Genomic DNA, 26,491 nt, shown 5'->3' with positions numbered 1-26,491 from the left:
GTGTAGGGTTTTACCGATTTTGAGGTAGTCAGTTACCTAATTTTCAGGGAAAAAGTACCTGAATTCTACCCCCGATCCCTCCAATGGTCGGCACTTTTTGAGGGAAAAAAAGTCTAAAAGCCTTATCCAACAAGGTTTTTAGATTTATTCAGCAAGCCCTACCTAAACTTTCTGTAAAACTTTGGCATAGACAAAATCAGCCAACTGTGTACCCGACCAGAAACCGTGGTCACCGTCCCATTGAAAGTGAACTCCCAGATAAACACGGCTGCGACCATTTTCCAAAGCCGCCGAACTAAAACTATTATAGGTGCGTTTAATCCCCTCGGCGTTAGGATCGTCCGTGTCGGCGGTAAAAGTGACGTTATCAGTACCAAAGAAATTACGCATAATCCCAGCGTGGGCCGCCCCAAAAGTGGCATGACCAGAAACATAGGCAGGGAAAGCGGGACTAAAACGCTGACCGGCGGTATTAATTGATAGGGGTTGCCAATTGGGATCAGCTTCGGTTAAAAGATTACCATCTTGATCGGCCAGACGGATCGCTGTTTCCGGTCGCCAGAGATTAATCGGCAGCCGGTACTTAGCATCCCACGCCACAATAGCGGCATCACCCATGACTAAACCCACTAGGGCAAATAAACGCGCTGTTTCCAGTAGAGATAAATTTCTTTGTTGGGCAACAATTTGGGTAATGCGGAACAGATGGCCAGGGGGTTTATAGGTTCCATCCACATCATTCGCCCAGAAAAAGGCAATTCTAGTCTGTGCAGCAGTACGCGCAGAGGAATTGGCCGCCCCTAACAGTTTGACTTCGTTAAACTGGGCCGCATATTCAGGACTACGGAGAAGGTCGATTTTATTAGCATAGTTACCCGGAAAGGGCGCCCGAAATTGACGACCAGAAGTCATGACAAAGGGAGTCACGTCCGGCCATTGGGGGGCAACCGCATCCCCGGATCCTGTCGGTCGCCAATCCCCCGGCTGATTACCCGGTTTATACAGGGGAGGTTGGTCAGAACCGTCATTCTGACGCAGGGTGAGAATGGAATCGGCCACGGCCTGCCCAAAGGTTTTACCTTTGGTATCGGCATCGGACATCTTAACCACGTTTAATCTTTGCAGGGATGTATCCAAAGCAGTATTAAAAGTCATGGTCAGATTGACATAAATCCGGCTAAGAATACGATGGGCTGCATAAACCGCCGCTATTTCAGGAGAAGTACCGGGATCAGGCTTTAACTTTAAATTGCTAGGATAGGGACTGTATAAATTCCCCGAAAGGGCATTAATGGCGTTAAACATCGCCACCTGTAACATCGCCCCCGCCCGGGCAATCGGTGTCGGACCGCCACCAATTTTCCGAATAGTTTCTAAAAAAACGTCATTCCACTCGATAATTACGTTCATATCGTTACCTCCTTTAATATCGCAACTTTGACTTAACAGCCCCAGTCTATTGGATAAGTTCAATAGTAACCATAGAAGTTTAGGCTATTAACAAGAAGTTAAGTGACGTAAATCCCACTTTAAAGCACTGGCAATTTGTCAACTACTTTTTACAAAAATTAACTATTGCAGTTATTACTTATCAGATTTGACTGTTCAGTTCACTGATGACTGTTGACTGATAACCGAAAAACCTACCACTTGCCACTTTTCCATAGCGATTTAGTCTGATTGACGATTCGATCGTAAAATAGCAACAGATCAAGAGAGTACAGGTCAAATATGCCGAAATTTGTTATCTGGGGTAGTTATTGTGAAAACGTGCTGGAAAAACGCGCTCCCTATCGTCAAGCGCATCTAGAGGGATTAAATCAACAGAAAGAACAGGGAATTCTCATTACTATCGGACCAACGGCAGATTTAAGCCAAGTTTTCGGAATTTATCAGGCAGCCAGCGAGTCGGAAGTGCGAGAATTAATCGAAGCGGATCCCTACTGGCAAAATGGCATCTGGACAGAGTACCAAGTCAAGGAATGGATTCAAGCCATCTAAGGGGACTATCAGCTATATTTTTCTATAAGGGTGTTGTCATAAAATTTTCCAACTACGCAACTAATCAAACTCATCTCCGGTCAAGTCTGAGGATATTGTCAAGGATAAACCGGAGTTATCCCTTATCGATTCCAGCTGACAGCTGATAGCTTGCCTACTTTTTGCTTATTGCCATGGTTTACATCAAAAAGGTCGAACTCTCACACTTCAAATCCTTCGGGGGAACGACTCCTATACCCTTTTTACCGGGGTTTACGGTGGTTTCTGGTCCAAATGGTTCGGGAAAGTCGAATATCCTTGACGCATTGCTATTTTGCTTGGGATTAGCTACTTCCAAGGGAATGCGGGCCGAAAGATTACCGGATTTAGTCAATCACAGCTATAACAGTCAACGTCATAGCTCAGAAGCGAGTGTTTCGGTGACTTTTGATATTGCCGATATTCCTGACGCAACCGATAGGGATTGGACGGTTTCCCGGCGCTTAAAAGTGGCTAAGGGGGGCAGCTATACTTCTACCTACTATATCAATGGGGAAACCTGTACGGTTAGCGAACTTCACGACCAATTAAACCGTTTACGCATCTATCCCGAAGGGTATAACGTGGTGTTACAGGGGGACGTAACCAGAATTATCAGCATGAATGCCAAGGAAAGACGGGAAATTATCGACGAATTGGCAGGAGTAGCCGAATTTGACCGCAAAATTGAGAAAACTAAGGAGAATATCGATTCGGTTAAAGAAAGGGAAGAACGCTGCCAAATTATTGCCACAGAATTGCAAAAATCTCTGGAGAAATTAGCACTCGATCGCATTAAAGCCGAAAAATACCAAAAACTCAAGGCCCAAGTCCAAGAAAAACAACAATGGGAAATTGTCCTCCATTGGCAAAATCTCCAGCAGCGCTGCCAGCAAGTAAAAGAACAAATTCAAGCTGGGGAAAGGGAAAAACAGGTTTTAACGGAGACTATCGCCAATTTATCCGAACAAATCGCCCAAAATAGTCAAGAATTAGAGAAACTCAATCAACAGGTTAAAGCTTTTGGGGAAGATGAACACCTGTCCCTAACTTCCCGATTAGCGAGTCAACAGGCCAAACGACAACAACAGCAACAACGACAAAAAGAGTTAGAAAACCTTGAAAAAGAATCTCAGGCACAGAAAACCAGACTTATAGAGGAAATTAATCGCTATAATCGCGAATTAAACCAGATTACTGCCCAAAAAAGCCGTTTAGAAACTGAAATTTTACCCAATCTCCTACGGACAACCCAAACCGCAAGGGAAACCCTAGAAACCCATCGTCTGCAAGCAAGTAGTCTCGCGGAAGCGTCAGAAGCTTGGGTAAAAGAACAAAGTGACCTTTCCCGCAATATTACCCGTCTTCAGGAACAATTAAACCCCTACCGTAGCCAACGAGCCCAATTGACCGAAAGATGCGATCGATTGCAAACTAATATAGTAGAAGCTGGTCAACGTCTGCAAGAATTAGAGCAAGTTATTAGCACAAAAACAGAAGAAAGTCAAGAAATATTACAAAAAATTAATCAATCGGAACCAGATATCCAAAATTTAGCCCAAAAACTCACCATTGCTGAACAAAATCGCGTTATCAGTCAGGACACCCAAAAACGTCTGCTAAAAGAACAACGGGACAAACAGAGGGAATTAGATAAACTGGAAGCGACTAAGCAAGCGCAACAGGAGGCCCAGGGAACCTATGCTACTCAAATATTATTACAGTCAGATTTGCCCGGAATCTGCGGATTAGTGGCACAATTGGGCGAAGTAGAGGAACGTTATCAAATTGCTCTTGAAATCGCCGCCGGAGGTCGTTTAGGTCATGTAGTCGTCCAAGATGATAGCGTTGCGGCTGCCGGAATTGCCTTGCTAAAACAGCGTCGCATCGGTAGGGCCACTTTTTTACCCCTGAATAAAATTCGTCCTCCCCGTCCCCAGGATATTTCCTCTCTGCGTCATGCGCGGGGTTATCTGGATTTAGCGGTGAATTTAGTTAAGTTTCAATCCCAGTATCGGGAGGTTTTTAACTATATTTTTGGCAGTACTGTGGTTTTCGAGGATATAGATTCTGCCCGTTATTATATCAATCAATATCGCATCGTTACTTTGGATGGCGAGTTATTAGAGATGACTGGCGCTATGACCGGAGGCAGCCAACCGACGCGATCGGGGCTGCGTTTTGGTAAAATTTCTCCGAAGGAGTCTAGTGAAGCGGAATCTCTACGGGAAAGATTAGCAGAAATCGATCGCATTCTTACCCGCAACGAAGAAAAAATTACCCAAGTTAATCATCTTATCAGTCAGTTAACCCAACAGTTAACCGAAACCCGTCAAAGTCATCGGGAAAATCAATTATCTCTACAACAATTAAGCAAGGATTTAGAACGTTTAACCACAGAAAAAGAGGATTTAACCCGTCAATTATCGGGCCAGCAAGAGGAAATTACTATTTCTCGTCAACGGTTAGAGGTATTAACTAGAGAAATTCCTCAGTTAGAGTTATCTTTACAGCAAGAACAGGAAAAATTAACTGCTTTAGAGGCCAATCATACCCATAGCGAATGGCAACAGGTACAGGGAATAATTCGCGCTCAAGAATTAGAGTTACAAACCCAAGAAAATCACCTCGCGACAGTCCGCGAACAGTTAAAAGACCTACAAAATCAACAGATCAGACTAGAAGAAAAAAGTCAAGAGTCTGCGGATAGAATTATTGAGATTGAGAAAATAATCACCGATGCAGTTAATCAGAGAAATATCGGTAATCTGGAGATAGAAAAACTTGATCACCATATTTTAGAAATCAATCAAGCTTTACAGCAATTATCCCGACAACTAGGGGAAACCAAGCAAAAAAGAGATCAATTAGAGACAGTTTTGCGACAACAACAAAACCAACAACAACAGGCTATCTGGCAATCGGAAAAGTTGGTCAACAATCAAGAAGAAAGACAAGCATTACTAACCACTTTACAGACAGAAATTAGTCAACTAGAAAGCGACTTACCCAATCCCTTGCCTGAAATTCCTGAAAGCGAGCGAGATTTCGAGAAAATTCAAAGCGATATTCGGCAGTTACAAAAGAAATTGGCAGCTTTAGAACCTGTGAATATGTTAGCTTTAGAAGAACACCAAAAAACTAAAGAGAGATTAGATGAACTATCAGAAAAACTGCAAACTCTAGAAGGAGAAAGAACCGAACTACTTTTGCGGATAGAAAACTTTACCACCCTCAGATTTAATGCTTTTCAGGAAGCATTTACTGCTGTGAACGAAAACTTTAAGACCATATTTGCCACCCTGTCCGATGGCGATGGTTACTTACAACTAGAAGACGAAAATGACCCCTTTAATGGTGGCTTAAATCTGGTGGCACATCCGAAAGGAAAACCCGTACAGCGATTAAGTTCCATGTCTGGAGGTGAGAAATCTTTAACCGCTTTAAGCTTTATTTTTTCCCTACAAAGATATCGTCCTTCTCCCTTTTATGCCTTTGATGAAGTGGATATGTTTTTAGATGGGGCAAATGTGGAGAAATTGGCCAAAATGATTCAAAAACAAGCACAACAAGCGCAGTTTATTGTCGTTAGTTTGCGTCGGCCGATGATTGAAGCATCGGAAAGAACCATCGGTGTCACCCAAGCGCGGGGAACACATACACAGGTACTAGGAATTAAAGTTTAACCTTAGACGCAAGTGGGGTGTGGGGTGTAGGGTGTAGGGTGTAGGGTGTAGGGTGTAGGGTGTAGGGTGTAGGGTGTAGGGTGTAGGGTGTAGGGTGTAGGGTGTAGGGTGTGGGGTGTGGGGAAGTGGGGAAGTGGGGAAGTGGGAAGCTTTTCAGTAAACAGTAAACAGTGAACTGAAAACTCACATCTGATAACTGATAACTGATAACTGATAACTGCCAGACAAGCCGGACAAAGTTAAGTTATATTAAGATTACTCAGAATGCGTCCTCGTCCCATTCAGAAATCTCATGACTCAACCGCAAGCACAACGCATCCTCTACGTTAGACTCCCCTGTAACCCCATTTTCCCCATCGGTGTGGTTTACCTTTCCGACCACGTTCATAAACTATTCCCCGACATCGAACAAAGGATTTTTGACCTTGGTGCAGTCCCACCCTTAGACTTTAACCAAGCACTCGATCGCTGTGTTGACGAATTTCGGCCCACCCTGCTAGTATTCTCCTGGCGAGATATTCAAATATATGCCCCCGTCGGTGGTCGCGGTGGTAATCCCCTGCAAAACGCCTTTGAATTTTACTACGCTAAAAACCCCCTAATCAAGCTGCGAGGTGCTTTAGGAGGTTTAAAGGTGACGACAGCCTACTACGGCGAATTATGGCGGAATCAGGGACTAATTCGCCGAGGGTTGCAGCGGGCCAGAAAATACCATCCCGAAGCGCGAGTTATCGTCGGGGGTGGTGCCGTCAGTGTTTTCTACGAACAACTAAAAACCAAACTGCCCACAGGAACAATTGTATCAGTCGGAGAAGGGGAAACCCTGCTAGAAAAATTCCTCTCCGGCCGGGACTTTAGCGATGAACGTTGTTATGTCGTCGGAGAAACCACACCCCGGCCGCGTTTAATCCACGAATCCCCCACCCCGTTAGAAAAATCCGCTTGTAACTACGACTATATCGCCAGTATTTGGCCGGAATTTTCCTACTATTTCCAAGAAAACGACTTTTATATCGGGGTACAAACCAAGCGCGGCTGTCCCCATAACTGCTGCTACTGCATCTATACCGTTGTCGAAGGGAAACAAGTACGCATTAATCCCGCCGATGAAGTAGTTAAGGAAATACGCCAATTATACGACCGCGGCATTCGCAATTTCTGGTTTACCGATGCCCAATTTATCCCCGCCAGAAAATTTATCAACGATGTAGAAGAACTATTAGAAAAAATCCTCGCTGCTGGGATGAAAGATATCCATTGGGCTGCCTATATTCGCGCAGATAATCTCACCCCGAAACTGTGCGATTTAATGGTAAAAACTGGTATGAACTACTTTGAAATTGGTATCACCAGTGGTTCTCAGGAATTAGTCCGCAAAATGCGGATGGGCTATAATTTGCGGACAGTTCTGCAAAATTGTCGAGACTTAAAAGCGGCAGGTTTTAATGATCTGGTTTCGGTAAATTATTCTTTTAATGTTATTGATGAAACCCTAGAAACTATTCGTCAAACTATCGCCTATCATCGGGAATTAGAAAATATTTTTGGAGTCGATAAAGTGGAACCAGCCATCTTTTTTATCGGACTACAACCCCACACCCATCTAGAAGAATACGCCTTCAAAAAAGAAATTATTAAACCCGACTACGATCCCATGAGTTTAATGCCCTGGACAGCCAAAAAACTGCTCTGGAATCCCGAACCTTTGGGGTCATTTTTTGGCGAAGTTTGTCTGCAAGCATGGCGACAAAATCCCGATGATTTTGGACGGGAAGTGCTGAAAATTTTGGAAGCAAGACTAGGGAAGGCCGATTTAGAATCCGCTTTAACCGCACCGATAGAAACTAAGGAAAAAGTCTTAATTCCTGCTTAAAAATTAATTTTAGTCAATCCGAAGGCGGCAATTAGCGTTACCATGAGTCTGAAATCAGGAGATGATCAAAATCCCTTTACCGGTAACTGCAAAATGACCGACCATCGCCTCCATGGGCTAGAATTAGCGGAATATATCGCCCTAGGATTAACCCTGCTTACCCTTATCGCCATGGGTGCGGGGTTTTTGCCTTTGTTCCTCCTAGTCGTGACTTTCGGGTTAAATATTCTCAATCGTCTCCGAGAAAGAACCAGGCAACTTCAACGCTTAACCGAGATAACCGGTCATTTACAGGAGCAGTGGGAAGAAGAAAAAGAAGCTTTATCGGCCCAAATACAGTCCCTCGATCCCGCAGCGGCCAGCGATAACGACCGTGCGGTCGCAACGCGCTCGCAACGCGAGATCGCAGAATTAGAGGAGAATATTCTCGCCCTCGAACAGTCCTACAATCAAATTATTCAATACATCAACCGTAACGCGCTGCTGGAACGCATCGAACATCTGGAAAAATCCTACGGTCGCTTACAAAGAGAGATTTTGCCGATTAACGAAGAATCGGCGGATATTAGCGCAACAAAAGCGGAAAATGAGCCACAAATCACCCTACCCGCCCTTAATTTAACTCCCACTTCCCCCCCCGTCCCTATCCCCCATTGGCACTATTATCGCCGTCTGAGCGCCCATCGGGAAATGATTACAGCGATCGCAATTACCGAGGATCAACGGTTTTTAATTAGCGTTAGTTGGGATCGTACCCTAAAAATCTGGGATTTTGCGAGGGGAACCCTGATTAATACGGTGGAAGCTCATGATCAGGGCATTTTAGCCCTAGCAGTGACCGGAAACGGCGATTATCATCTAGCGACGGGAGGATTCGATCAAACCGTTAAATTATGGACTTTAGCCAGCGATGGCAGTAATCTGGAATTAAATCAAATTTTCCTCGGTCATCTCGGTTCGATTCACGGCCTAGATTTTGCCCCCCGTTGGCATTTTTTGGTTAGCGGTAGTTACGATCAAACCCTAAAACAGTGGAATTTAGAGCAGGAAAACGAAGAATTTAGCTCCTATGACAGTCTAGGGGCAATTTATGCCCTAGCAGTGGCTCCTAATCAAGATTTTATCGCCGCAGCTGGGGGTGATGGCACTGTCACCCTCTGGCAATTGGGATCGGGAGCAAAAATCGCCGTCCTATCCGGTAACGTTTCTTCGGTGCAGAGTCTGGCGATCGCTGCCGATAGTCAGATTATTGCCGCCGGTTGTGTGGATGGGACGGTGAAAATCTGGCAATACGACCCCGAGAAAAGCGGTCATTTTGCGCCAATTCGGGTGATTAATGCCCATAATGGTCAGGTGACAAGCTTGGTATTCGCAGAGCAGGGTCAATGGTTATTTACTGGGGGGACCGACGGAGAGATTAAAATCTGGTTAGCCAATTCTCAACAGGCGATCGCAACTCTCAGCGCCACCAATGAGCGATCATCGCCAATTTCCAGTTTAGTTCTCAGCCCCGATTATTGTCACCTAGCAGCGGCCGCGGCCGACGGCAGCATCACCATCTGGGAAAATATCACTTAATGGTCGATCGAACTAGAAAAATTGTATAATGTAATGTCCCGGACTCGATCGGGCCAGTTTGACCCCAAGAAAAAGTGACTGAGTTAACCGTCGTTTCTGCCTAATAGTTGTCATCGGGGCATCGAGAACGCGCGAGCGATCGCTTATCCCAGAATCATTACCCATAGTAAAAAATTCAGAATGAAGACTCCAACAGATCAAAGATTTGATTACGTCAAAATCGGTTTAGCGTCCCCCGAAAGAATTCGGCAATGGGGAGAAAGAAACCTGCCTAACGGTCAAGTCGTCGGAGAAGTAACCAAACCAGAAACGATCAACTATCGGACTCTCAAACCAGAAATGGATGGGTTATTCTGCGAGAAAATTTTTGGCCCCTCCAAGGACTGGGAATGTTGGTGCGGTAAATACAAGCGCGTCCGTCACCGGGGAATTGTCTGTGAACGTTGCGGGGTAGAAGTCACCGAGTCGCGGGTACGTCGTCATCGCATGGGTTTTATCAAATTAGCTGCCCCCGTCACCCACGTTTGGTATCTTAAAGGTATTCCCAGTTATCTCAGTATCCTGCTCGATATGCCCCTGCGGGACGTGGAGCAGATCGTCTATTTTAATGCCTATGTGGTTCTCGATCCGGGCAATGCCGGCAATCTTAGTTATAAACAACTCCTCAGCGAAGATCAATGGTTAGAGATCGAAGAAGAAATCTACGCGGAGGACTCGGAATTAGTCGGTATTGAAGTGGGTATCGGGGCCGAGGCTATCCAAAGACTCTTACAGGAAATTAACCTGGAAGAAGAAGCGGAAAGACTGCGGACGGAAATTGTCGAAAGTAAAGGGCAAAAACGGGCAAAATTAATTAAACGTCTCCGGGTAATCGATAACTTTATCGCCACGGGTTCTCAGGCAGAATGGATGGTTTTAAGCGTAATTCCCGTGATTCCTCCCGATTTACGCCCGATGGTGCAGTTGGACGGCGGCCGTTTTGCCACCTCTGACCTGAACGATCTCTACCGTCGGGTGATTAACCGCAATAACCGTTTATCCCGTCTGCAAGAAATTCTCGCTCCCGAAATTATCGTCCGCAACGAAAAACGGATGTTACAGGAGGCCGTCGATGCTTTAATTGATAACGGTCGTCGCGGTCGCACGGTGGTGGGGGCCAATAATCGCGCCCTGAAGTCTTTATCGGATATTATCGAGGGTAAACAGGGGCGTTTCCGTCAAAATCTCCTCGGTAAACGGGTGGACTATTCGGGACGTTCGGTTATCGTTGTCGGTCCGAAATTGAAGATCTATCAATGCGGTTTACCCCGGGAAATGGCGATCGAATTGTTCCAACCCTTCGTTATCCATCGTTTAATTAAATTAGGCATCGTCAATAATATCAAGGCAGCCAAGAAAATGATCCAACGGGGGGATGCCAATGTTTGGCACGTCTTGGATGAAGTGATCACGGGACACCCAGTGATGTTAAACCGCGCCCCTACCCTGCACCGTTTGGGCATTCAAGCGTTTGAACCGATCTTAGTGGAGGGCCGGGCGATTCAGTTACATCCCCTCGTCTGTCCCGCTTTTAACGCTGACTTTGACGGGGACCAAATGGCCGTACATATTCCCCTCTCCCTGGAAGCACAATCGGAAGCGCGATTATTGATGTTAGCTTGTCATAATATTCTCTCACCGGCGACCGGTCGCCCGATTGTTGCCCCTTCTCAGGATATGGTTTTGGGTTGTTATTATCTCACGGCCGAAAATCCCAAGGCCCAAAAGGGTGGAGGTCGTTATTTCGCCAGCATGGATGACGCTATTCGCTCTTTCGATCAGGGATTGGTGGATCTACACGCTTCTGTGTGGTTGCGTTTACCGGTCGGAGAAAAGGTGAAAACCAATAAACCCGATGAGGAAGTCCTGGAAACGGAAACTCTCCCCGATGGCAGCATCTGGAAATATTATCGGGAGCGCAAAACCCGCGAGAAGGATGGTGAGATAATTTCTCAGTATGTGCGTACTACTGTAGGGCGAATTATCTACAATAAGACGATTCTAGAAGCTTTGGTGGTCTAGAGAGAGATTAGGTTAGGGTGGGCATTGCCCACCTTAATTTTTAGGCTAAAGCGGCAATACATTCTATTTCCACTAGCACATCTTTGGGAAGACGGGCCACCTCCACACAGGCCCGGGCCGGGGCAGTTTCCGGGGGGAAATAACGGGCATAAACTTGATTCATCGCCCCGAAATTGGCTAAATCCGAGAGAAAGACGGTAGTTTTCACCACATTTGACCAATTAGCCCCAGCAGCGGTTAAAATGCCCTCTAGATTGGCCATAACTTGTTCGGTTTGGGTGCTAATTTCCCCGGAGACGATTTCACCCGTGACGGGATCTAGGGGAATTTGTCCCGCAACAAAGAGAAAAGGACCAGGAGCGGCGATCGCTTGATTATAGGGACCCACAGGGGCCGGAGCTTTATCAGTACGAATGACCTGATTATTCATGGGCAGGATAGTTAAAAAAGATGACATTGAATCAATTGAATATTTTCCCAGTTTTTCGATCGCTTGCAGTTAATTTTCGCCGGTTAGGGGATTTAATTTTGACTGATTGTCTTTGTCGAAGGTGCGCTAAAAGCGATTGTACGAGAAATAAGTCAACACTTATGACGCTGCAATTCTGCATCTAACTCTGTTAACAAAGCATATATTCTATCAAAATCATGTTTAGTTTTAGAAGGAGCGTCATAGGTTCTCAAAGTACCTTTAGTATGAGTATGAGCCGCTCGATTGCGACTTTTCTTTAGATTAACAAGATCACCTTTTAAAGCACTAATTTTACCGGTTTTTTCTAACTTTTTTTCGATTTTTTCTAATGTTGCTAAACCAATAACCATAATCAACATTTTTCTAAAAGGTTCATATTCAAAACTATGAGTACCACTAATAGTCTTATCGATGAATTTTTTGTTAGCTTCGGACTTTAAGCATCGTTTAGCACATCTTAAAACTATATCATCCATAGTTTCCTCGATCCAGCCACATAATTCTATAAGAGCTAGTTTGGAATAAGAAGAAGTTTTTTGATTATCAGCTGTAGGGTCATCATGGAGTTGATCAAGCCAGTTTAACGTCTTGAGTAAATAATCTTTAGTAATCATTACCAGTAGATGAAAAAATTTTGATAGATGTATTAATTCTCTCTAAAGCCTTATCTTTTCGATACATACCACTAGATAAATTTTCAGTTAAAAATGGTTCAGATTTTATTAATCTAGAATACTTGTCTTGTAATTCACCATTGGAGAGATTGACTAAAGTATCTAAATTCTTGGCAACTCCTAAAAGAATTCCCTCAGCAATAACTTTACTGGTTTTGAGAGGTTCCTCTTTGAAGATTTTATCATAAATCAAGTCAACGGTTTGCTTAAATAATTCATCTTTATCTTGAATAAAATCTGCGTGAGCAAATCTATGTTTATACATATAATCATTTAAAAATCTGGTCAATTTCCCCTTGTAGTTCTGGTATTCATCATAAAAAGCAAAGAAACGAAGCACTAATTCTTCATCTCCAAATCGAGATGCTTTTTGCTGCTCTCGATCCATCAGCAAAAGCCAGTTTTCATATTGAGCGCATTCTTTTAAAAAACTATTAAACTTGCCATTATAGATACAATTTCTGATCTCCTGATTGTTAAGTTTTACTCCACCAGTATTTAAGCGATGGAAAATGGTAAAAATATAATTATTATGAGCTTTTTTGCTGGAGTCATAGCGAATCATGGTGATGGGAATAGTCATATTTTCTACGCGTTCATATAATTCTTCATGCTGAGTTTTTATTTCCTCAACTGTTCTTCCAGAAATAGACGAATCTACATCGGGTAATTTTGATAGCCTCCAATCTTCAGTAGTTAAAAATTTGACGATGGTACTAATTCGTTGTAATCCATCGATGATATAGCGTTTATCTGTCTTATAGTCAAGACTAATACACATACTAGGAATCGGTAACTGTTTCATTAAACTATCAATAAAACGAGTTTGTTGTGGATCAGTCCATACCACATCTCTTTGAAAATCTGGATCGATAACCAATTGTTTTTTTTGATACATTCTAACTAGATCAGAGCAGGATCGCTGCTCATTGTAAGCAATAATATCTACAGGAGGAAAATCCACATCATCTTCTTCCTCTAGATACTTTTCTTCTTCGGCTGCTAGTAATTTCTCTTCTTGACTGAGATAATTAACCATAATTTTTATCCCTCCTAATATCTATAAAATTTTCACAGTTAAAAGGGTACTTTATTAGACAACAAAGCACCCTTTTAATTTAGCTTAGAACTCTCCTTTTAAAGCGGCATTACAGCGCTCGCAAATACTGGGATCATCGGCAAATTTTCCCACTTGAGTGGAATAATTCCAACAGCGATCGCATTTTTCGCCGTCTGCTTTGACAATTCCCACCGAAACAAAGTCTGATTCTCCCTTATATTCTGCGGTTTGAATTGCGCTAATATCACTAACTAATTCCACTTGAGAAGAGAGAAATAGATAACGCAATTCATCGACTTTATTTCCCGTTAAACTATCACAATTGTTGAATAATTCTAACTCCTGTTGTAAGGTTTCATCGGGAACATAAAGTAAAACTTTTGCCTCTAAAGAAGCACCGATCGCTTTATCATTTCTGGCAGTTTCCATCACCTTATTAACTTCGGTGCGTAGCTGCCGGAATTTGGCCCATTTATCGGCCAATTCGCGATTATTCCAAGCAGGATCGATGTTTAGCCATCCTGACTCAAATACCGATAAATAAGGAGTTTTGTAGGGGAGAAATTGCCAGATATCTTCCGCTAGATGAGACAGGACAGGAGCGATCGCTTTAGCGAGATTTTCTAAGGCAATAGCATAAACTGTTTGACAACTGCGACGACGGAAAGAATTAGGATCAGAAATGTATAAACGATCCTTAGCAATGTCGATATAAAAGTTAGATAAATCGACAACACAAAAATTCTGTACCGTCTGGAAAAAGCGGAAAAATTGGAAACTTTCAAAAGCTGCCGTTACTTCCGTAAACACCTCCGAGATACGGTGTAACATATAGCGATCGATCTCCGGTAGATCTTCATAAGCTACCGCATCCTTAAGGGGATCAAAATCATTTAAACTCCCCAGTAAAAACCTGGCAGTGTTACGGATTTTATTACGGATATCTACCAACTGTTTAAGAATATTTTGACCGATATTCACATCATTGGTATAGTCCACCGAGGACACCCATAACCGAATCACATCCACCCCATAAGCGGGTTCTTTTTTCTGGTCTTTACCCCCATTAATGATCACATTGGGATCGATGACATTACCCAGAGATTTACTCATTTTTCGTCCCTGTTCATCCAAAACAAAACCGTGAGTTAACACCGTTTTATAGGGAGCAATACCATTAGCAGCGACACTGGTTAATAAACTCGATTGAAACCATCCCCGATGCTGATCCGATCCTTCTAGATACATATCCGCAGGATAACTTAATTCTGGTCGAGCATTAGCCACCGCATTCCAACTAGAACCAGAATCAAACCACACATCCATAGTATCCATTCCCTTGCGATAACTGCGACCATTATCGCGATAACTGAGAGGCAATAATTCCTCTACGGATAACTCCCACCAAGCATTAGAACCCTTGACTGCGAAGATAGCTTGAACGTGATTAATCGTCTCCTCGGTTAACAGAGGTTCATTTGTTTCTTCGTCATAAAAAACAGGAATAGGAACCCCCCAACTGCGCTGACGAGAGATACACCAATCGCTTCTTTCACTAACCATAGAAGTGATGCGATTCTTCCCTGTTGCGGGAATCCAACGCACCGAATCAATTGCTTCTAAAGCTAATTCCCGGAATCCTTCCACGGAAGCAAACCATTGTTCCGTTGCGCGGAAAATTGTCGGTTTTTTGGTTCTCCAATCGTAGGGATATTTATGCTGATATGCTTCTTCTTTGAGTAAGGCACCCTTTTCTGTCAGTGCTAAAATTATCGCTTCATTAGCATCTTTCAGGACATTTAAACCCGCAAATTGTCCCGCTTCTGCGGTGAAATTTCCCTTATCATCCACGGGAGAAAGTATCGGTAAACCGTAACGTTGGCCGACGATATAATCCTCCTGACCATGGCCGGGAGCAGTATGAACTAATCCGGTGCCGGAATCGGTGGTGACATAATCCCCACCGATGAGAATAGCACTTTCTCTGTCAAACAAAGGATGACGATATTTAGTATGTTCTAATTCCAGACCTTTAACCGTTGCTTTAATCGTCAAAGTCCTGTTAAAAGTGTCGGCTAATTTTTCGACTAAATCCGTCGCTACGATTAGATAATTAGACTCGCTAGTTTCCACCACTGAATAGTTTAATTCTGGGTTTAATGCGACGGCCAAATTCCCGGGTAAAGTCCAAGGGGTAGTCGTCCAGATAGCCACGGATAAATTAGGCAAAAATGGCGTTAAAACCGGGGTTGAAACTGATGTGATCGGGAAAGCAACATAGACACTGCGGGAAGTGTGACCTTCGGGATATTCTAATTCTGCCTCAGCTAAAGCGGTTTGAGAACTAGGACTCCAGTGAACCGGTTTTAGTCCCCGATAAATATAACCTTTTAGGGCCATTTTTCCGAATACGGCAATTTGAGCGGCCTCGTATTCCGGTTGTAGGGTTAAATAGGGATTTTCCCAGTCTCCCCAGACTCCATACCTTTTGAAACCTTCACACTGTTCTTTTTGCGTTTGAAGGGCGAAATCATGGGCTTTCTGACGTAATTTCAAAGGGGTTAGACCCTCTTTTTCCGAGCTTTTGAGACTTTGTAAAACCTTTAATTCGATCGGCAACCCGTGACAATCCCAACCCGGCACATAGCGCACTTTGTAACCTTGCAGCAGTTTATATTTATTGATAATGTCTTTGAGAATTTTGTTTAAAGCATGACCGATATGCAGGGACCCGTTAGCGTAGGGTGGTCCATCGTGGAGAATAAATAATTCTTTGGGGTTATTTTGCGCTAATTTCTCGTATATTTGCTCATCTTGCCAGAATTTCTGGATTTCTGGCTCACGTTTGCTGGCATTTGCTCGCATATCAAAGTCAGTTTGGGGCAAATTAACGGTATCTTTGTAACTTTTAGCGTTGGACATTCTGGCAAACCTATGGATATCAATCGTTTTCGGGATTCATTCCTAAATAACGTCCCTTTAAGGGTCGTTATCTCTATTCTGTCACATAACTGTAATACAAATATTACAAGTGACAATCATTGATCTATAAGTCTAGCGAGATTGAGTCCAAGAGCGATGATTCCCAAAGGCTATAATTTAGTTATTCGAGGATAGGGAGCATGGGGACGATGGTGACGAATCCTAATTTTTTTTATGTCTCTCCAGAAGTGTATCTAGAAGGGGAAAGAGTCAGTCCGATCAAGCACGAGTACCGAAAAGGAAGGATTTATGCGATGGTAGGGGCAAAAAAGCCGCATATCGTTTTATCGGCCAATTTAGCCAAGGTTTTAGGTAATCATCTCGATGATAGTCCCTGTCTTGTTCTCACTTCCGATATCAAAGTCCGGTTAGAGGAGGCAAATTGTTATTATTATCCCGATATTGCGGTGGTTTGTGACGAGAGAGAGATTAACAATACCGATGATTTTATTCTCTATCCCGTTCTGATTATTGAAGTATTATCGAAATCTACGGAATCCTTTGATAGGGGTGATAAATTCAGCGATTATCAAACCTGTCCCACCTTAAAAGAATACATTCTTATTCATCAAAACCAGATTAAAATTGAATGTCACCGTCGCGAGGATTCGGGAGTTTGGCAAGAACATATCTATGAAGCGGGAGATGAGGTAGAATTTACCAGTGTAGGATTCCGGGTATCGACCGTTTCTATCTATCGCAAAGTCCCCGGTTTGCTATGATTACAATTCTTTTTTGACATCGCAGTTTTAGGTCCCTAGGGATAGGGGTAGATCTGTCTCCCTTTGCCTAAAAACGACCAATTTAAGTCTGAATTGCATCACTATCTGAAGCTGATTTATCCTTCGATTCTAATTTCACGAAAATCATGTGGTCTATTATGCTAATCTCAACTGGTTTATGAGTCCAGAAATTTAAGATTTCTTCAAAAATCTGTAGTGATGATTTAGGATGATTGAGAGAAGTCATAATAGCTTTCTGCTTATTTGTTATAAAATTTACATATATCTCTACTATTAGAAAGCGTCAAAATGCTGAATTGATAGCTGATTTCATCCTCCCAAGAGTAAATTTAATACTTTTTTAACCCACTAGGATGTTGCTTTTAGCATACTGAACTCAAATGAGCCATACTTACTATTCAAAAATACATCCAAGAATTAATCGGGAGATTTACACAAGGCAGAGAGAACTATCAAAAAAGATTAGACGCTATCCTCGGAGGAGGATTTAGTGGCAGCGATCAGAAAGAAGAATTAATATGGTTATTATTTACTATGGGTTTTACTTATAAAGATATCGATAAAATTAGAAGTGACCCAAAACAATCAAGAATTTTAAAAAGACTGGGAGAAATAGAAGAGGGGAATAGTACGATAAATTAAACGTCGGCCAGTCATTAAATACACTTGTACTGCTCTTGATCGATTAACTGGAATTGATAAAAATCCTTGAGGGAGAGTGATGGGTTGAATTTTCCTGACAATTCTCGGCATCTAGACCAGAAAAAAAGCAACCGATGTAAAACCTAGCAGTTAGACTGTCTTCTCTCCCCGACAGGTGTTTTCAGGGGTTTTTTCGCCCATAAGTATTAAGGGGTATGCTGCCGATATGTCCGATGAATGACAATTTTCTAGCGATCGAGCCTTTCCACTAGGGAAATTCGAGTTTATCATAAAAAGAAATCCTCTCTCAGGTAAGAGCGGTAGTATGGCTTACTCGACACAGCAGTTAATTGAAATCCTCGATCGAGAAATGCACGCCACTTGCAAAGGGGAACGTCTGTTACTCTCTCCGGCGGAGCGCATTGATAATCCGGTGATTGCCAAGGCGATCAATCTAGAAAAGGTGGGCAAAGTCTTCGCCTATCAGGATTTTCGCCGCCAAATTCACGATTATCAACAACAATATCAGGTTTCGGGCATTATCTGGCGTGTTTGTCAATGGGGCGATCGCACTCTCCGTTATCCCGAAATTCATAATCAATTAGTTGCCGTCGCGGGTGACAAGGAAATTCTCATGGCTGCCAAAGCTTCCGTTTTAGAGTTTTGGAACAGTATCACCTCTAATATGAATTTTTGGTGGGCGCTTAACTCCCGTCGTCCCATTTCTGCCGATTCTCTAGCCGAATTAGTTGCCCAGTCGGAATGGGCGGAATTAGATGTGGCGCGCACGGAATTATATCTCGGCCTCTGTTGGGGTAATCCTTTAGAACACCAGTATCAATGGTCCCAACCCTTTTCTGGTTGTCATCGCATTATCGCCGCCGTCGATGAACCTAGTTCGATTAAGGTCTGAGGACGATTGATGTCTTGGGAAGTGGGGAAGTGGGGATAATAAATAAAAGCTACCTCCTGTCTCCTATTGTAAAGTTTTGTTAATTTTTCTGGGATTAGGACATTTTGTAAAAATAGATACAGAATTGTATGTTATATATATTAGTGGGTGATTAAAAAAGTTCAAAATGCGATTTGCAGATCGGAGGAAATGATTATGTCCACAGAACAACAAGCTCGTGCCTTAATGATGCGTCACCACCACGCCGTTAAAAATCGTCAACAATCGATGTTAGGCAGAAGTGCTTCTGAAATCGGTATTGACAATGATAATGGCCACGGGGAAACCGTTCAACGTCGCTTCTCGGCCGACTTCTCTTCACAAACTTATGATCGCTCTGGTGCTACTCTGAGTTAGGCTCTTAGATTTCGCCAAAGTGTCAGCTTTCAGTCTTAGAATTAAGTGAACAATCAGCCCACATAAACCGAGATCGGGAGGTGTGGGCTTTTGGTTTTTAGAGATAGGGGTCAGTCCTAGGCTGATTACGGGGTTTCATCGGGATTTATGCCTAATTGCCGTAATTGCGCCGCTAAACGTTCCGCCCGTTGACGTTCAATTTCAGCATTCTGACGTTCAATTTCAGCGTTCTGACGTTCGATTTCGGCTAATTCCGCAGGTAGGAGGATTAAATTGCCGTCTAGGTCATAAAAACGTAGCCAAGGGGCTTCTTCTCGTTGGATGCTGCCCATCCAGACTCCTAACCATAATCCCAAACGTTGACACCATAACCAACCGCGCTGGTCGGGAATAATTTCTTGATAGCATTGATTTTGGTCTAAAGCCCAACCTTGCAGGGAAGTGGCATCAAAGGGATTATAAACAAAGTATTGGGAACAGCGAAAAGTCCGCTCATAGAGGTCTTTTTTGGTAGTTAAATCGATTTTTGCGGTGCTTTCTGACATTAATTCCACGATCACATCGGGATAACGTCCGTTTTCGTTCCAAACCACCCATCCTTGTCGTTTATAACTACCATCGATATCGAGGACAACGAAAAAATCGGGGCCGCGAAAATCCTTATTAAAAACCCGCTCACGGCTAAAGTAAATAAACATATTACCGCCAACAAAAAAGTCCTCTCGATCCTGATAGGCTTGTTCGATAGAATCGATTAACACATTCATGGCCTTGCGGTGACGGTAGGTTTCCAAAGGTTCTCCATCATCAAAAATCAAGTCTTCTGGGGGAATGGGAGATTCTTCCCAATCGATAACTGGAGGAGTGAGGGGTTGAGTCATCGGGGTTACGTCCGGGATAGAGATGGTTTTATTTTATTTGTAAGACGAGGCGATATTTAGGTTGTCCGGTTCGCAATTTTTCCATGGCTTCATTCACCCGGGAGATAGGATAGGTTTCTGTGACTGGTTCAATGCCATGGCGAGAGGCAAATTCAATCATTTTACTGACGGTACTGGGACTACCCAAAGGACTGCCGGAAATCGATTTTTGACCCATAATCAAGGGAAAAGCGTAGGTAGCCATGGGTTCAAGAACAGCGCCAACAATATGCAGACGACCTTTGGGACGTAAACAGGCGATATAAAGACCCCAATCGAGATTAACGTTAACGGTGGAGATGATGAAATCAAAGTAATTTTGTACCGATTGCAAAGCCTCTGGGTCTCTGGAATTGATAAAATGAGTTGCCCCTAGTTCTTTTGCTTCCGTTTCTTTGTCGGGACTACTGGAAAAAGCGGTTACTTCGCAGCCCCAAGCTTTGAGGAATTTTAAGGCTATATGGCCCAATCCACCAATACCAATGACACCAACTCGGGCCGTGGGTTTAATATTAAATTGGACAATGGGATTAAAGACGGTAATACCACCACAGAAAAGCGGGCCAGCTTTGGCAGCATCTAACTGGTTCGGCAATGGAACTAACCAACTATGATGGGCCCGGACTCTTTCGGCAAAACCGCCATGGCGACCGACGATAGTTCCTTCGGCAGTAGCACAAAGGTTTTGATCCCCTGACATACAGGTTTCACAGGTGGAACAGGAACGGGAAAACCAACCCAGACCGACTCTTTGCCCTAATTTTAACTCTTTGACTTTAGCACCAAGAGCGGCGATCGTGCCGACCACTTCATGGCCAGGGACAAAGGGATAGGTGGTCAGTCCCCAATCGTTATCGAGCATACTTAGGTCACTGTGGCAGATGCCGCAATATTCCACCGCGATTTCTACATCTTCATCCCCTAATATACCCGGATCGTAGTCAAAAGGCTCTAGTTTCCCCCCTTTTTCTCGGGCAGCATAGGCTCTAATCATGATTAAGTCCTCTAGGATCGGTTTATTGGTTATTTTATTCTAAGTTTATCGAAAATTCGGGTTAAGAAGATTGGGCAATAATTCCACTGCTAGGGACATCAACATCAAGGAAGTCCGCTCGTGATCATTAAAAAAATCTTAAAAACGGCAATTTTAAGAATAGCCAGAGGCGATCGCTAACTGGCAGCATCAGCAAAATTACTGGTTTTGGGTTACTCTTGATATATAGTCCACTACACCAATCTGGTCAGGCTTGCGGACTTTACCGACAAGTTTTGTTAGCCTCGCAGGAAAACTACCAGCTTTCAACCGGGGCAAGATTAGACGGGGTAAAAAGCCCTTTTCCAATTTGGGGATAATTTTTGTAAGCGATTGTATCCTATTAACTATCGTTATTATTAGAGCGCCATGGGAAAAGTTATCGGCATCGACTTAGGGACAACCAACAGTTGCATTGCCGTACTAGAGGGAGGTCAGCCGATTATAGTTCCCAACTCGGAAGGGGGAAGGACTACTCCTAGTATCGTGGGATTCGGCAAGGCCCAGCGCCTAGTGGGACAACTGGCCAAACGTCAGGCGGTCACTAATGCCGAAAATACCGTCTATAGCATCAAACGCTTTATTGGTAGGCGTTGGCAAGACACGGAGGCAGAAAGGGGACGAGTTGCCTATCATTGCCAACGCGGTCGCGATGATACCGTCAATATCAAAATTCGTGATCGGGAATTTACTCCCCAAGAAATCTCGGCCATGATCCTGCAAAAATTAAAGACCGATGCCGAGGCCTATCTGGGAGAACCGATTAACGAGGCCGTGATTACAGTTCCCGCCTATTTTACCGATGCCCAACGTCAAGCTACTAAAGACGCGGGCATGATCGCAGGACTAGAAGTATTAAGAATTATTAACGAACCCACCGCCGCCGCCCTAGCTTACGGTTTAGATAAACAAAACGAAGATCAACATATCCTCGTTTTTGACCTAGGGGGAGGAACCTTCGACGTTTCCATCCTGCGACTGGGGAAGGGAGTCTTTGAAGTGAAAGCCACGGCCGGCAATAACCATCTTGGGGGGGACGATTTTGATAACCTCTTAGTGCGGTGGCTGGTGGAGAACTTTCAAAGTCAAGAAAACATCGATCTGTCCAGCGATCGCATGGCGATCCAAAGACTGCGAGAAGCCGCCGAAAAAGCCAAAATCGAGCTTTCTAGCCTGATTACCACCTCGATCAATCTCCCCTTCATCGCCGCCGACGAAACCGGCCCTAAACACCTAGAATTAGAACTAACTCGCGCTAAATTTGAGGAATTAACCAGAGAATTAGTGGAAAAAACCCTCGAACCCGTACAACAATCCCTCAAAGATAGCGGACTGCAGCCTAGCGATATCAATCGTGTCATTCTCGTTGGTGGTTCCACCAGAATCCCCGCTGTGCAAGAATTAATCTCCCGTTTCTTTTCTACCGGCCAGATCGATCGCTCTGTTAACCCCGATGAGGCCGTTGCTTTGGGGGCAGCGATTCAAGCTGGAGTTTTAGGTGGAGAAGTGGAAGATATCCTCCTACTCGATGTCACCCCCCTTTCCCTCGGCATTGAAACCCTCGGCGAAGTCTTTACCAAAATTATCGATCGCAATACCACTATCCCCACCAGTAGATCTCAGGTTTTCTCCACCGCTGCCGATGGTCAAACTTCGGTGGAAATTCATGTTCTGCAAGGGGAAAGAGCTATGGCCCAGGATAATAAAACCCTGGGTAAATTTCTCCTGACAGGAATTCCTCCCGCTCCTAGGGGGGTGCCACAAATTGAAGTGGCCTTTGAGATCGATGTCAACGGCATCTTGAAAGTGGCCGCCAGCGACCAAGGCACCGGCAAAGAACAAAGCATTTTAATTAGCCATACTGGAGGGCTGAAACCGAACGAAATTGAAAAAATGCGCCTAGAAGCCGAAAAATACGCCGAATCCGATCGCCGTCGTCTGCAAATGATCGATATTCGCCACCAATCCGATAGTCTTTTCTATAGCTACGAAGTCACCCTCAGGGAAAACAGTCAGTTAGTCGCCCCCGATATCCGGCAACTGGCCGACCAGAAGCGGCAACAGTTGGAAATCGCTCTGCGCGACCCCTCCCTATCTCCAGAAAAGCTAAAAACCACCTTGGCAGAATTTCGTCAGATTGTCCTCGAAATCGGTACCCGCATCTACACTGGTGGACAAGAGCAAAACCAATCCCTTAACGGTACTGGGTTTGAATCGATCGATGTCACCGAAAAACTGACTCGATCCACCCGCACCCAGGCTACTTCCTCGAATACCTTCACCAACAGGCCAACCCTCTCCCGCACTAGAACCAGAACCTATAGTAATCTGGAAACTAAATCCACCGAATCGGACAGCGATGATGATCCCTACGATGGGGAAGAAATGAGCGCCAGTGACTACGAGGCCGTAGATTAAAAAGTGATCAGTAATCAGTAATCAGTTATCAGTTATCAGCTTTTTTCTCCCCTTCTCCCCACACCCCACACCCCACACCCCTACACCCCTTCTCCCCACACCCCACACCCCACACCCCAACCCCTAACCCCCACCGAAAAAAATAGTAGGGATAACCCAACTAAACTACTATGTATAGTTTGTTAAAGTAACAACTAGACTTAAACTCTATTTATAAATTGCCAGCAGAACCATAGCCCCCTATGCCCACTGATTACTACGAAATTCTAGGTGTCTCGCGAGATGCCGGTAAAGAAGACATCAAACGCGCCTATCGTCGTCTCGCCCGAAAATATCACCCCGATGTTAACAAAGAACCGGGAGCCGAAGAACACTTCAAAGAAATTAACCGCGCCTACGAAATTCTCTCGGAACCAGAAACCCGCAATCGTTATGACCGCTTTGGTGAAGCCGGGGTTTCTGGGGGCGCTGCCGGTTTTGATGCCGACAATATGGGCGGTTTCGCCGATATATTTGAGACAATCTTTAGTGGTTTCGGGGGCGCGGGCGGCCAAGCAACCGCCCGCCGACGCACTGGCCCTACCCGGGGCGAGGATCTACGTCTCGATTTTAGACTAAAATTCCGCGAGGCGGTCTTTGGCGGCGAAAAGGAAATCCGCATCCGTCATCTGGAAACCTGTCAAACCTGTAAAGGCAGTGGGGCCAGACCTGGAACCAGTTCCCGCACTTGTACTACTTGTAGTGGTACCGGTCAGGTGCGTCGGGCTACCCGTACTCCCTTCGGTACTTTTGCTCAGGTTTCGGTCTGTCCCACCTGTGACGGTGCTGGAGAGGTGATCGAGGAAAAATGCGATGTTTGCGGCGGCTCCGGACGCAGACAGGAAACCAAAAAACTGAAAATTACCATTCCTGCGGGGGTTGACAACGGCATGAAATTGCGCGTTGCCCGGGAAGGTGACGCAGGACTTAAAGGCGGGCCGCCGGGGGATTTATTCGTTTATCTAACCGTGGAAACAGATACAGAATTTCAACGGGAAGGCAATGATATTAAATCGAATATCTCGATTAGTTATATCCAAGCGATTTTAGGATGTACCATCAAAGTTAATACTGTAGATGGCCAAGAGGACCTGACTATCCCTGCCGGTACTCAACCGAACACCGTACTGATTTTAGAAAACAAGGGGGTTCCCAAATTAGGCAATCCCGTCAGTCGCGGTGATCATCGTATTACCGTTAAAATCTCGATTCCTGCCCGTGTCACGGGAGAAGAACGGGATTTACTGGAAAAAATAGCGAAAGTTCGCGGGGAAACCGTGGGCAAAGGCGGCATCGAGGGATTTTTAGGTAATATCTTCCATAAATAACTATGACTTTAGACCTGCGCGGCACTCCCTGCCCGATTAATTTTGTCCGGACAAAATTACAATTAGAGAAAATGACCGCCGGGGAACGGTTGGAAGTCTGGTTAGATGCCGGGGAACCGATCGAACAGGTTCCCACTAGCCTGACAGTGGAGGGTTATCAGATAGAATCGATCGAGGACCGAGATAGCTTTTTTGTTCTCAAAGTCTATCGCCCCGATTCCTAAATGGTAGATGCACAATTAACCGATTTATACGGCACAGTGGTGGCTGTACAGGCGAATTTCTATCAGGTACGCTTGGATTCTCCCGTTATGGGCGAGAATCTTCTCTGTACCCGTCGCGCTCGCTTGCAAAAAATCGGTCAGTCGGTGATGGTTGGTGATCGGGTGCGCGTGGAGGAGGCCAATTTTGATGATCGGCAGGGTGCGATCGCAGAAGTTCTCCCCCGCAGTACCGAGATCGATCGGCCGGCCGTTGCCAATATCGAGCAGATTTTGCTAGTTTTTGCCCTTGCTGAACCCGTTCTCGATCCTTGGCTGATCAGTCGTTTTTTGGTGAAAGCGGAGTCCACAGGCTTAGAAATTGCGGTCTGTGTCAATAAAATTGATCTGGGGGAACCGGAACAAATAGAGATTTGGAGCGATCGCCTAGCTGGTTGGGGATACCGGCCCTTTTTTGTCAGTGTGGAGAAAAATCGGGGATTTGAGGCTTTATTGGCACAATTAAACCATAAAATTACTCTCTTGGCCGGTCCATCGGGGGTGGGAAAATCGAGTTTAATTAATTGTCTAATTCCTGAGATTAATCAACGGGTGGGGGATGTGTCGGGAAAACTGCAAAAAGGTCGTCACACCACCCGTCATGTGGAGTTATTTGCTTTACCAAATCGGGGTTTATTGGCCGATAGTCCGGGTTTTAACCAACCGGATATTAACTGTTCACCGGAACAATTAACTTTTTATTTTCCGGAAGTGAGAGAGCGTTTAGCTTTGGGAAATTGTCAATTTAATGATTGTACTCATCGTCGGGAACCTAACTGTGTGGTGAGGGGAGATTGGGAACGTTACCAACATTATTTAGAGTTTTTAGAAGAAGCGATCGCACGAGAACAGTCATTGCAGAAAACTAGCACAAAAGAGTCAAGTTTAAAGTTAAAAATTAAAGAAGCAGGTCAAGAAACCTACGAACCCAAATTAGCTAATAAAAAATATCGTCGTCCCTCTCGTCGCGTCAAAAATCAAGATCAGGAACGCTACGAAAATAAAACTCTCCAAGATATTTATAATGATGATTCTGAATAGAATGGGTTAAGTTGCCTTGATATTCAGGGGGACTTTATAAATACTGTCTAAAGATGAAAATCGGCTCTTCTGGGGCTCTTCTCGACTTTGTGTGATAATTTTTGCCTCAAGGGGTGACAGAACAGTTAAAAAGCTTGCTTTATAAGGCTCATAGCCGTTAACCCTTTGGAGAAATAAGGGTTTTTCTGGGGTTTGAGGCGGATCAAAGAAAGGGCAAGTTCCGAGAAAGTATCCATCGACTCAACCCAAAAAGTACCATAAGTACCTATCCAAAAATCACTATGTCTTTCAGCAGAACGATTAGATTCTTTGAGGCGACAAATATAAACACGGTGGGGTAAAATATTGAGTTG

At 44.3% G+C, this 26,491-nt stretch carries 20 protein-coding genes and 1 pseudogene; 12 read left to right on the top strand and 9 right to left on the bottom strand.

Annotated features, from left to right (window positions below):
* Window positions 1-162 precede the first annotated feature (162 nt).
* Window positions 163-1,410 carry a vanadium-dependent haloperoxidase gene (locus IM485_RS20205; RefSeq protein WP_287745217.1) on the bottom strand — a complete coding sequence of 416 codons (1,248 nt, stop codon included), beginning with the start codon at window positions 1,408-1,410 and terminating at the stop codon, window positions 163-165.
* A 321-nt stretch (window positions 1,411-1,731) separates the two neighbouring features.
* Between IM485_RS20205 and IM485_RS20200 the strand changes: the two genes are divergently transcribed.
* Both IM485_RS20200 and smc read left to right on the top strand, forming a co-directional pair.
* Complete coding sequence (locus tag IM485_RS20200; protein WP_061431669.1) at window positions 1,732-2,001, top strand: YciI family protein; 270 nt, start codon at window positions 1,732-1,734, stop codon at window positions 1,999-2,001.
* A gap of 173 nt (window positions 2,002-2,174) precedes the next feature.
* A complete protein-coding gene (gene smc, locus IM485_RS20195; protein WP_287745215.1) occupies window positions 2,175-5,705 on the top strand; it encodes a chromosome segregation protein SMC in 3,531 nt (1,176 codons plus the stop codon).
* Here smc and IM485_RS20190 read toward each other — a convergent pair.
* Window positions 5,695-5,892: a hypothetical protein gene (locus IM485_RS20190; RefSeq protein ID WP_287745213.1), complete on the bottom strand. Its 198-nt coding sequence runs from the start codon at window positions 5,890-5,892 to the stop codon at window positions 5,695-5,697. The genes smc and IM485_RS20190 overlap by 11 nt on opposite strands.
* 105 nt (window positions 5,893-5,997) lie before the next feature.
* Between IM485_RS20190 and IM485_RS20185 the strand changes: the two genes are divergently transcribed.
* The 3 genes from IM485_RS20185 to IM485_RS20175 all read left to right on the top strand — a co-directional run bounded on the left by IM485_RS20185 (window position 5,998) and on the right by IM485_RS20175 (window position 11,217).
* Window positions 5,998-7,578 carry a photosystem II high light acclimation radical SAM protein gene (locus IM485_RS20185; protein WP_287745211.1) on the top strand — a complete coding sequence of 527 codons (1,581 nt, stop codon included), beginning with the start codon at window positions 5,998-6,000 and terminating at the stop codon, window positions 7,576-7,578.
* A 42-nt stretch (window positions 7,579-7,620) separates the two neighbouring features.
* Window positions 7,621-9,156 carry a WD40 repeat domain-containing protein gene (locus IM485_RS20180; RefSeq protein ID WP_287745209.1) on the top strand — a complete coding sequence of 512 codons (1,536 nt, stop codon included), beginning with the start codon at window positions 7,621-7,623 and terminating at the stop codon, window positions 9,154-9,156.
* A 180-nt stretch (window positions 9,157-9,336) separates the two neighbouring features.
* Window positions 9,337-11,217: a DNA-directed RNA polymerase subunit gamma gene (locus IM485_RS20175; protein ID WP_104397720.1), complete on the top strand. Its 1,881-nt coding sequence runs from the start codon at window positions 9,337-9,339 to the stop codon at window positions 11,215-11,217.
* 40 nt (window positions 11,218-11,257) lie between these two features.
* Here the strand turns inward: IM485_RS20175 and IM485_RS20170 are convergent, their stop codons facing one another.
* From IM485_RS20170 to ileS, 4 genes are all read right to left on the bottom strand, one after another.
* Window positions 11,258-11,674 (bottom strand): RidA family protein, encoded by a 417-nt coding sequence (locus IM485_RS20170; RefSeq protein ID WP_079205988.1) that lies wholly within the window; start codon window positions 11,672-11,674, stop codon window positions 11,258-11,260.
* Between the two features lie 125 nt (window positions 11,675-11,799).
* Window positions 11,800-12,303 (bottom strand): HEPN domain-containing protein, encoded by a 504-nt coding sequence (locus tag IM485_RS20165; RefSeq protein ID WP_287745207.1) that lies wholly within the window; start codon window positions 12,301-12,303, stop codon window positions 11,800-11,802.
* Window positions 12,293-13,402 (bottom strand): DUF262 domain-containing protein, encoded by a 1,110-nt coding sequence (locus IM485_RS20160; RefSeq protein ID WP_104397718.1) that lies wholly within the window; start codon window positions 13,400-13,402, stop codon window positions 12,293-12,295. The genes IM485_RS20165 and IM485_RS20160 overlap by 11 nt, the downstream gene beginning before the upstream one ends.
* 84 nt (window positions 13,403-13,486) lie before the next feature.
* Complete coding sequence (gene ileS, locus IM485_RS20155) at window positions 13,487-16,345, bottom strand: isoleucine--tRNA ligase (RefSeq protein WP_287745205.1); 2,859 nt, start codon at window positions 16,343-16,345, stop codon at window positions 13,487-13,489.
* 209 nt (window positions 16,346-16,554) lie between these two features.
* Here ileS and IM485_RS20150 point away from each other — a divergent pair, with 209 nt between their 5' ends.
* The 3 genes from IM485_RS20150 (at window position 16,555) to gifA (ending at window position 19,099) form a co-directional block, all read left to right on the top strand.
* Window positions 16,555-17,127 (top strand): Uma2 family endonuclease, encoded by a 573-nt coding sequence (locus IM485_RS20150; protein ID WP_287745203.1) that lies wholly within the window; start codon window positions 16,555-16,557, stop codon window positions 17,125-17,127.
* 988 nt (window positions 17,128-18,115) lie between these two features.
* A complete protein-coding gene (locus tag IM485_RS20145; RefSeq protein WP_104397716.1) occupies window positions 18,116-18,703 on the top strand; it encodes a hypothetical protein in 588 nt (195 codons plus the stop codon).
* A gap of 195 nt (window positions 18,704-18,898) precedes the next feature.
* The gene (gifA, locus tag IM485_RS20140; RefSeq protein ID WP_002771911.1) at window positions 18,899-19,099 is read left to right on the top strand and encodes a glutamine synthetase inactivation factor IF7A; all 201 of its coding nucleotides are present in this window, start codon (window positions 18,899-18,901) and stop codon (window positions 19,097-19,099) included.
* 125 nt (window positions 19,100-19,224) lie between these two features.
* Here gifA and IM485_RS20135 read toward each other — a convergent pair whose 3' ends face one another.
* A complete protein-coding gene (locus IM485_RS20135) occupies window positions 19,225-19,980 on the bottom strand; it encodes a Uma2 family endonuclease (protein ID WP_287745201.1) in 756 nt (251 codons plus the stop codon).
* Window positions 19,981-20,008: 28 nt separating this feature from the next.
* Window positions 20,009-21,013: an NADPH-dependent aldehyde reductase Ahr gene (gene ahr, locus IM485_RS20130; RefSeq protein WP_016516931.1), complete on the bottom strand. Its 1,005-nt coding sequence runs from the start codon at window positions 21,011-21,013 to the stop codon at window positions 20,009-20,011.
* 408 nt (window positions 21,014-21,421) lie between these two features.
* Between ahr and dnaK the strand changes: the two genes are divergently transcribed.
* From dnaK to rsgA, 4 genes are all read left to right on the top strand, one after another.
* Window positions 21,422-23,470 (top strand): molecular chaperone DnaK, encoded by a 2,049-nt coding sequence (gene dnaK / locus IM485_RS20125; RefSeq protein WP_287745200.1) that lies wholly within the window; start codon window positions 21,422-21,424, stop codon window positions 23,468-23,470.
* 242 nt (window positions 23,471-23,712) lie between these two features.
* Entirely contained in the window at window positions 23,713-24,837 is a 1,125-nt protein-coding gene (dnaJ, locus tag IM485_RS20120; protein ID WP_104397712.1) for a molecular chaperone DnaJ, read from the top strand.
* A 2-nt stretch (window positions 24,838-24,839) separates the two neighbouring features.
* Window positions 24,840-25,061, top strand: a complete 222-nt coding sequence (locus IM485_RS20115) for a sulfurtransferase TusA family protein (RefSeq protein ID WP_002738399.1) — start codon at window positions 24,840-24,842, stop codon at window positions 25,059-25,061.
* Window positions 25,062-26,138 (top strand): small ribosomal subunit biogenesis GTPase RsgA, encoded by a 1,077-nt coding sequence (gene rsgA / locus IM485_RS20110; protein ID WP_104397711.1) that lies wholly within the window; start codon window positions 25,062-25,064, stop codon window positions 26,136-26,138.
* Between the two features lie 125 nt (window positions 26,139-26,263).
* On the opposite strand, the pseudogene IM485_RS20105 reads toward rsgA, so the two are convergent.
* Window positions 26,264-26,491 (bottom strand): annotated as a pseudogene (locus IM485_RS20105) (IS4 family transposase); the annotation flags it as partial.

It is taken from the genome of Microcystis sp. M169S2 (genome assembly GCF_020245865.1).
In the GTDB taxonomy this organism is placed as follows: domain Bacteria; phylum Cyanobacteriota; class Cyanobacteriia; order Cyanobacteriales; family Microcystaceae; genus Microcystis; species Microcystis ichthyoblabe_A.
The sequence above is the reverse complement of the archived record's forward strand: the minus strand, read 5'-3'. Positions and strand labels throughout refer to the sequence as shown.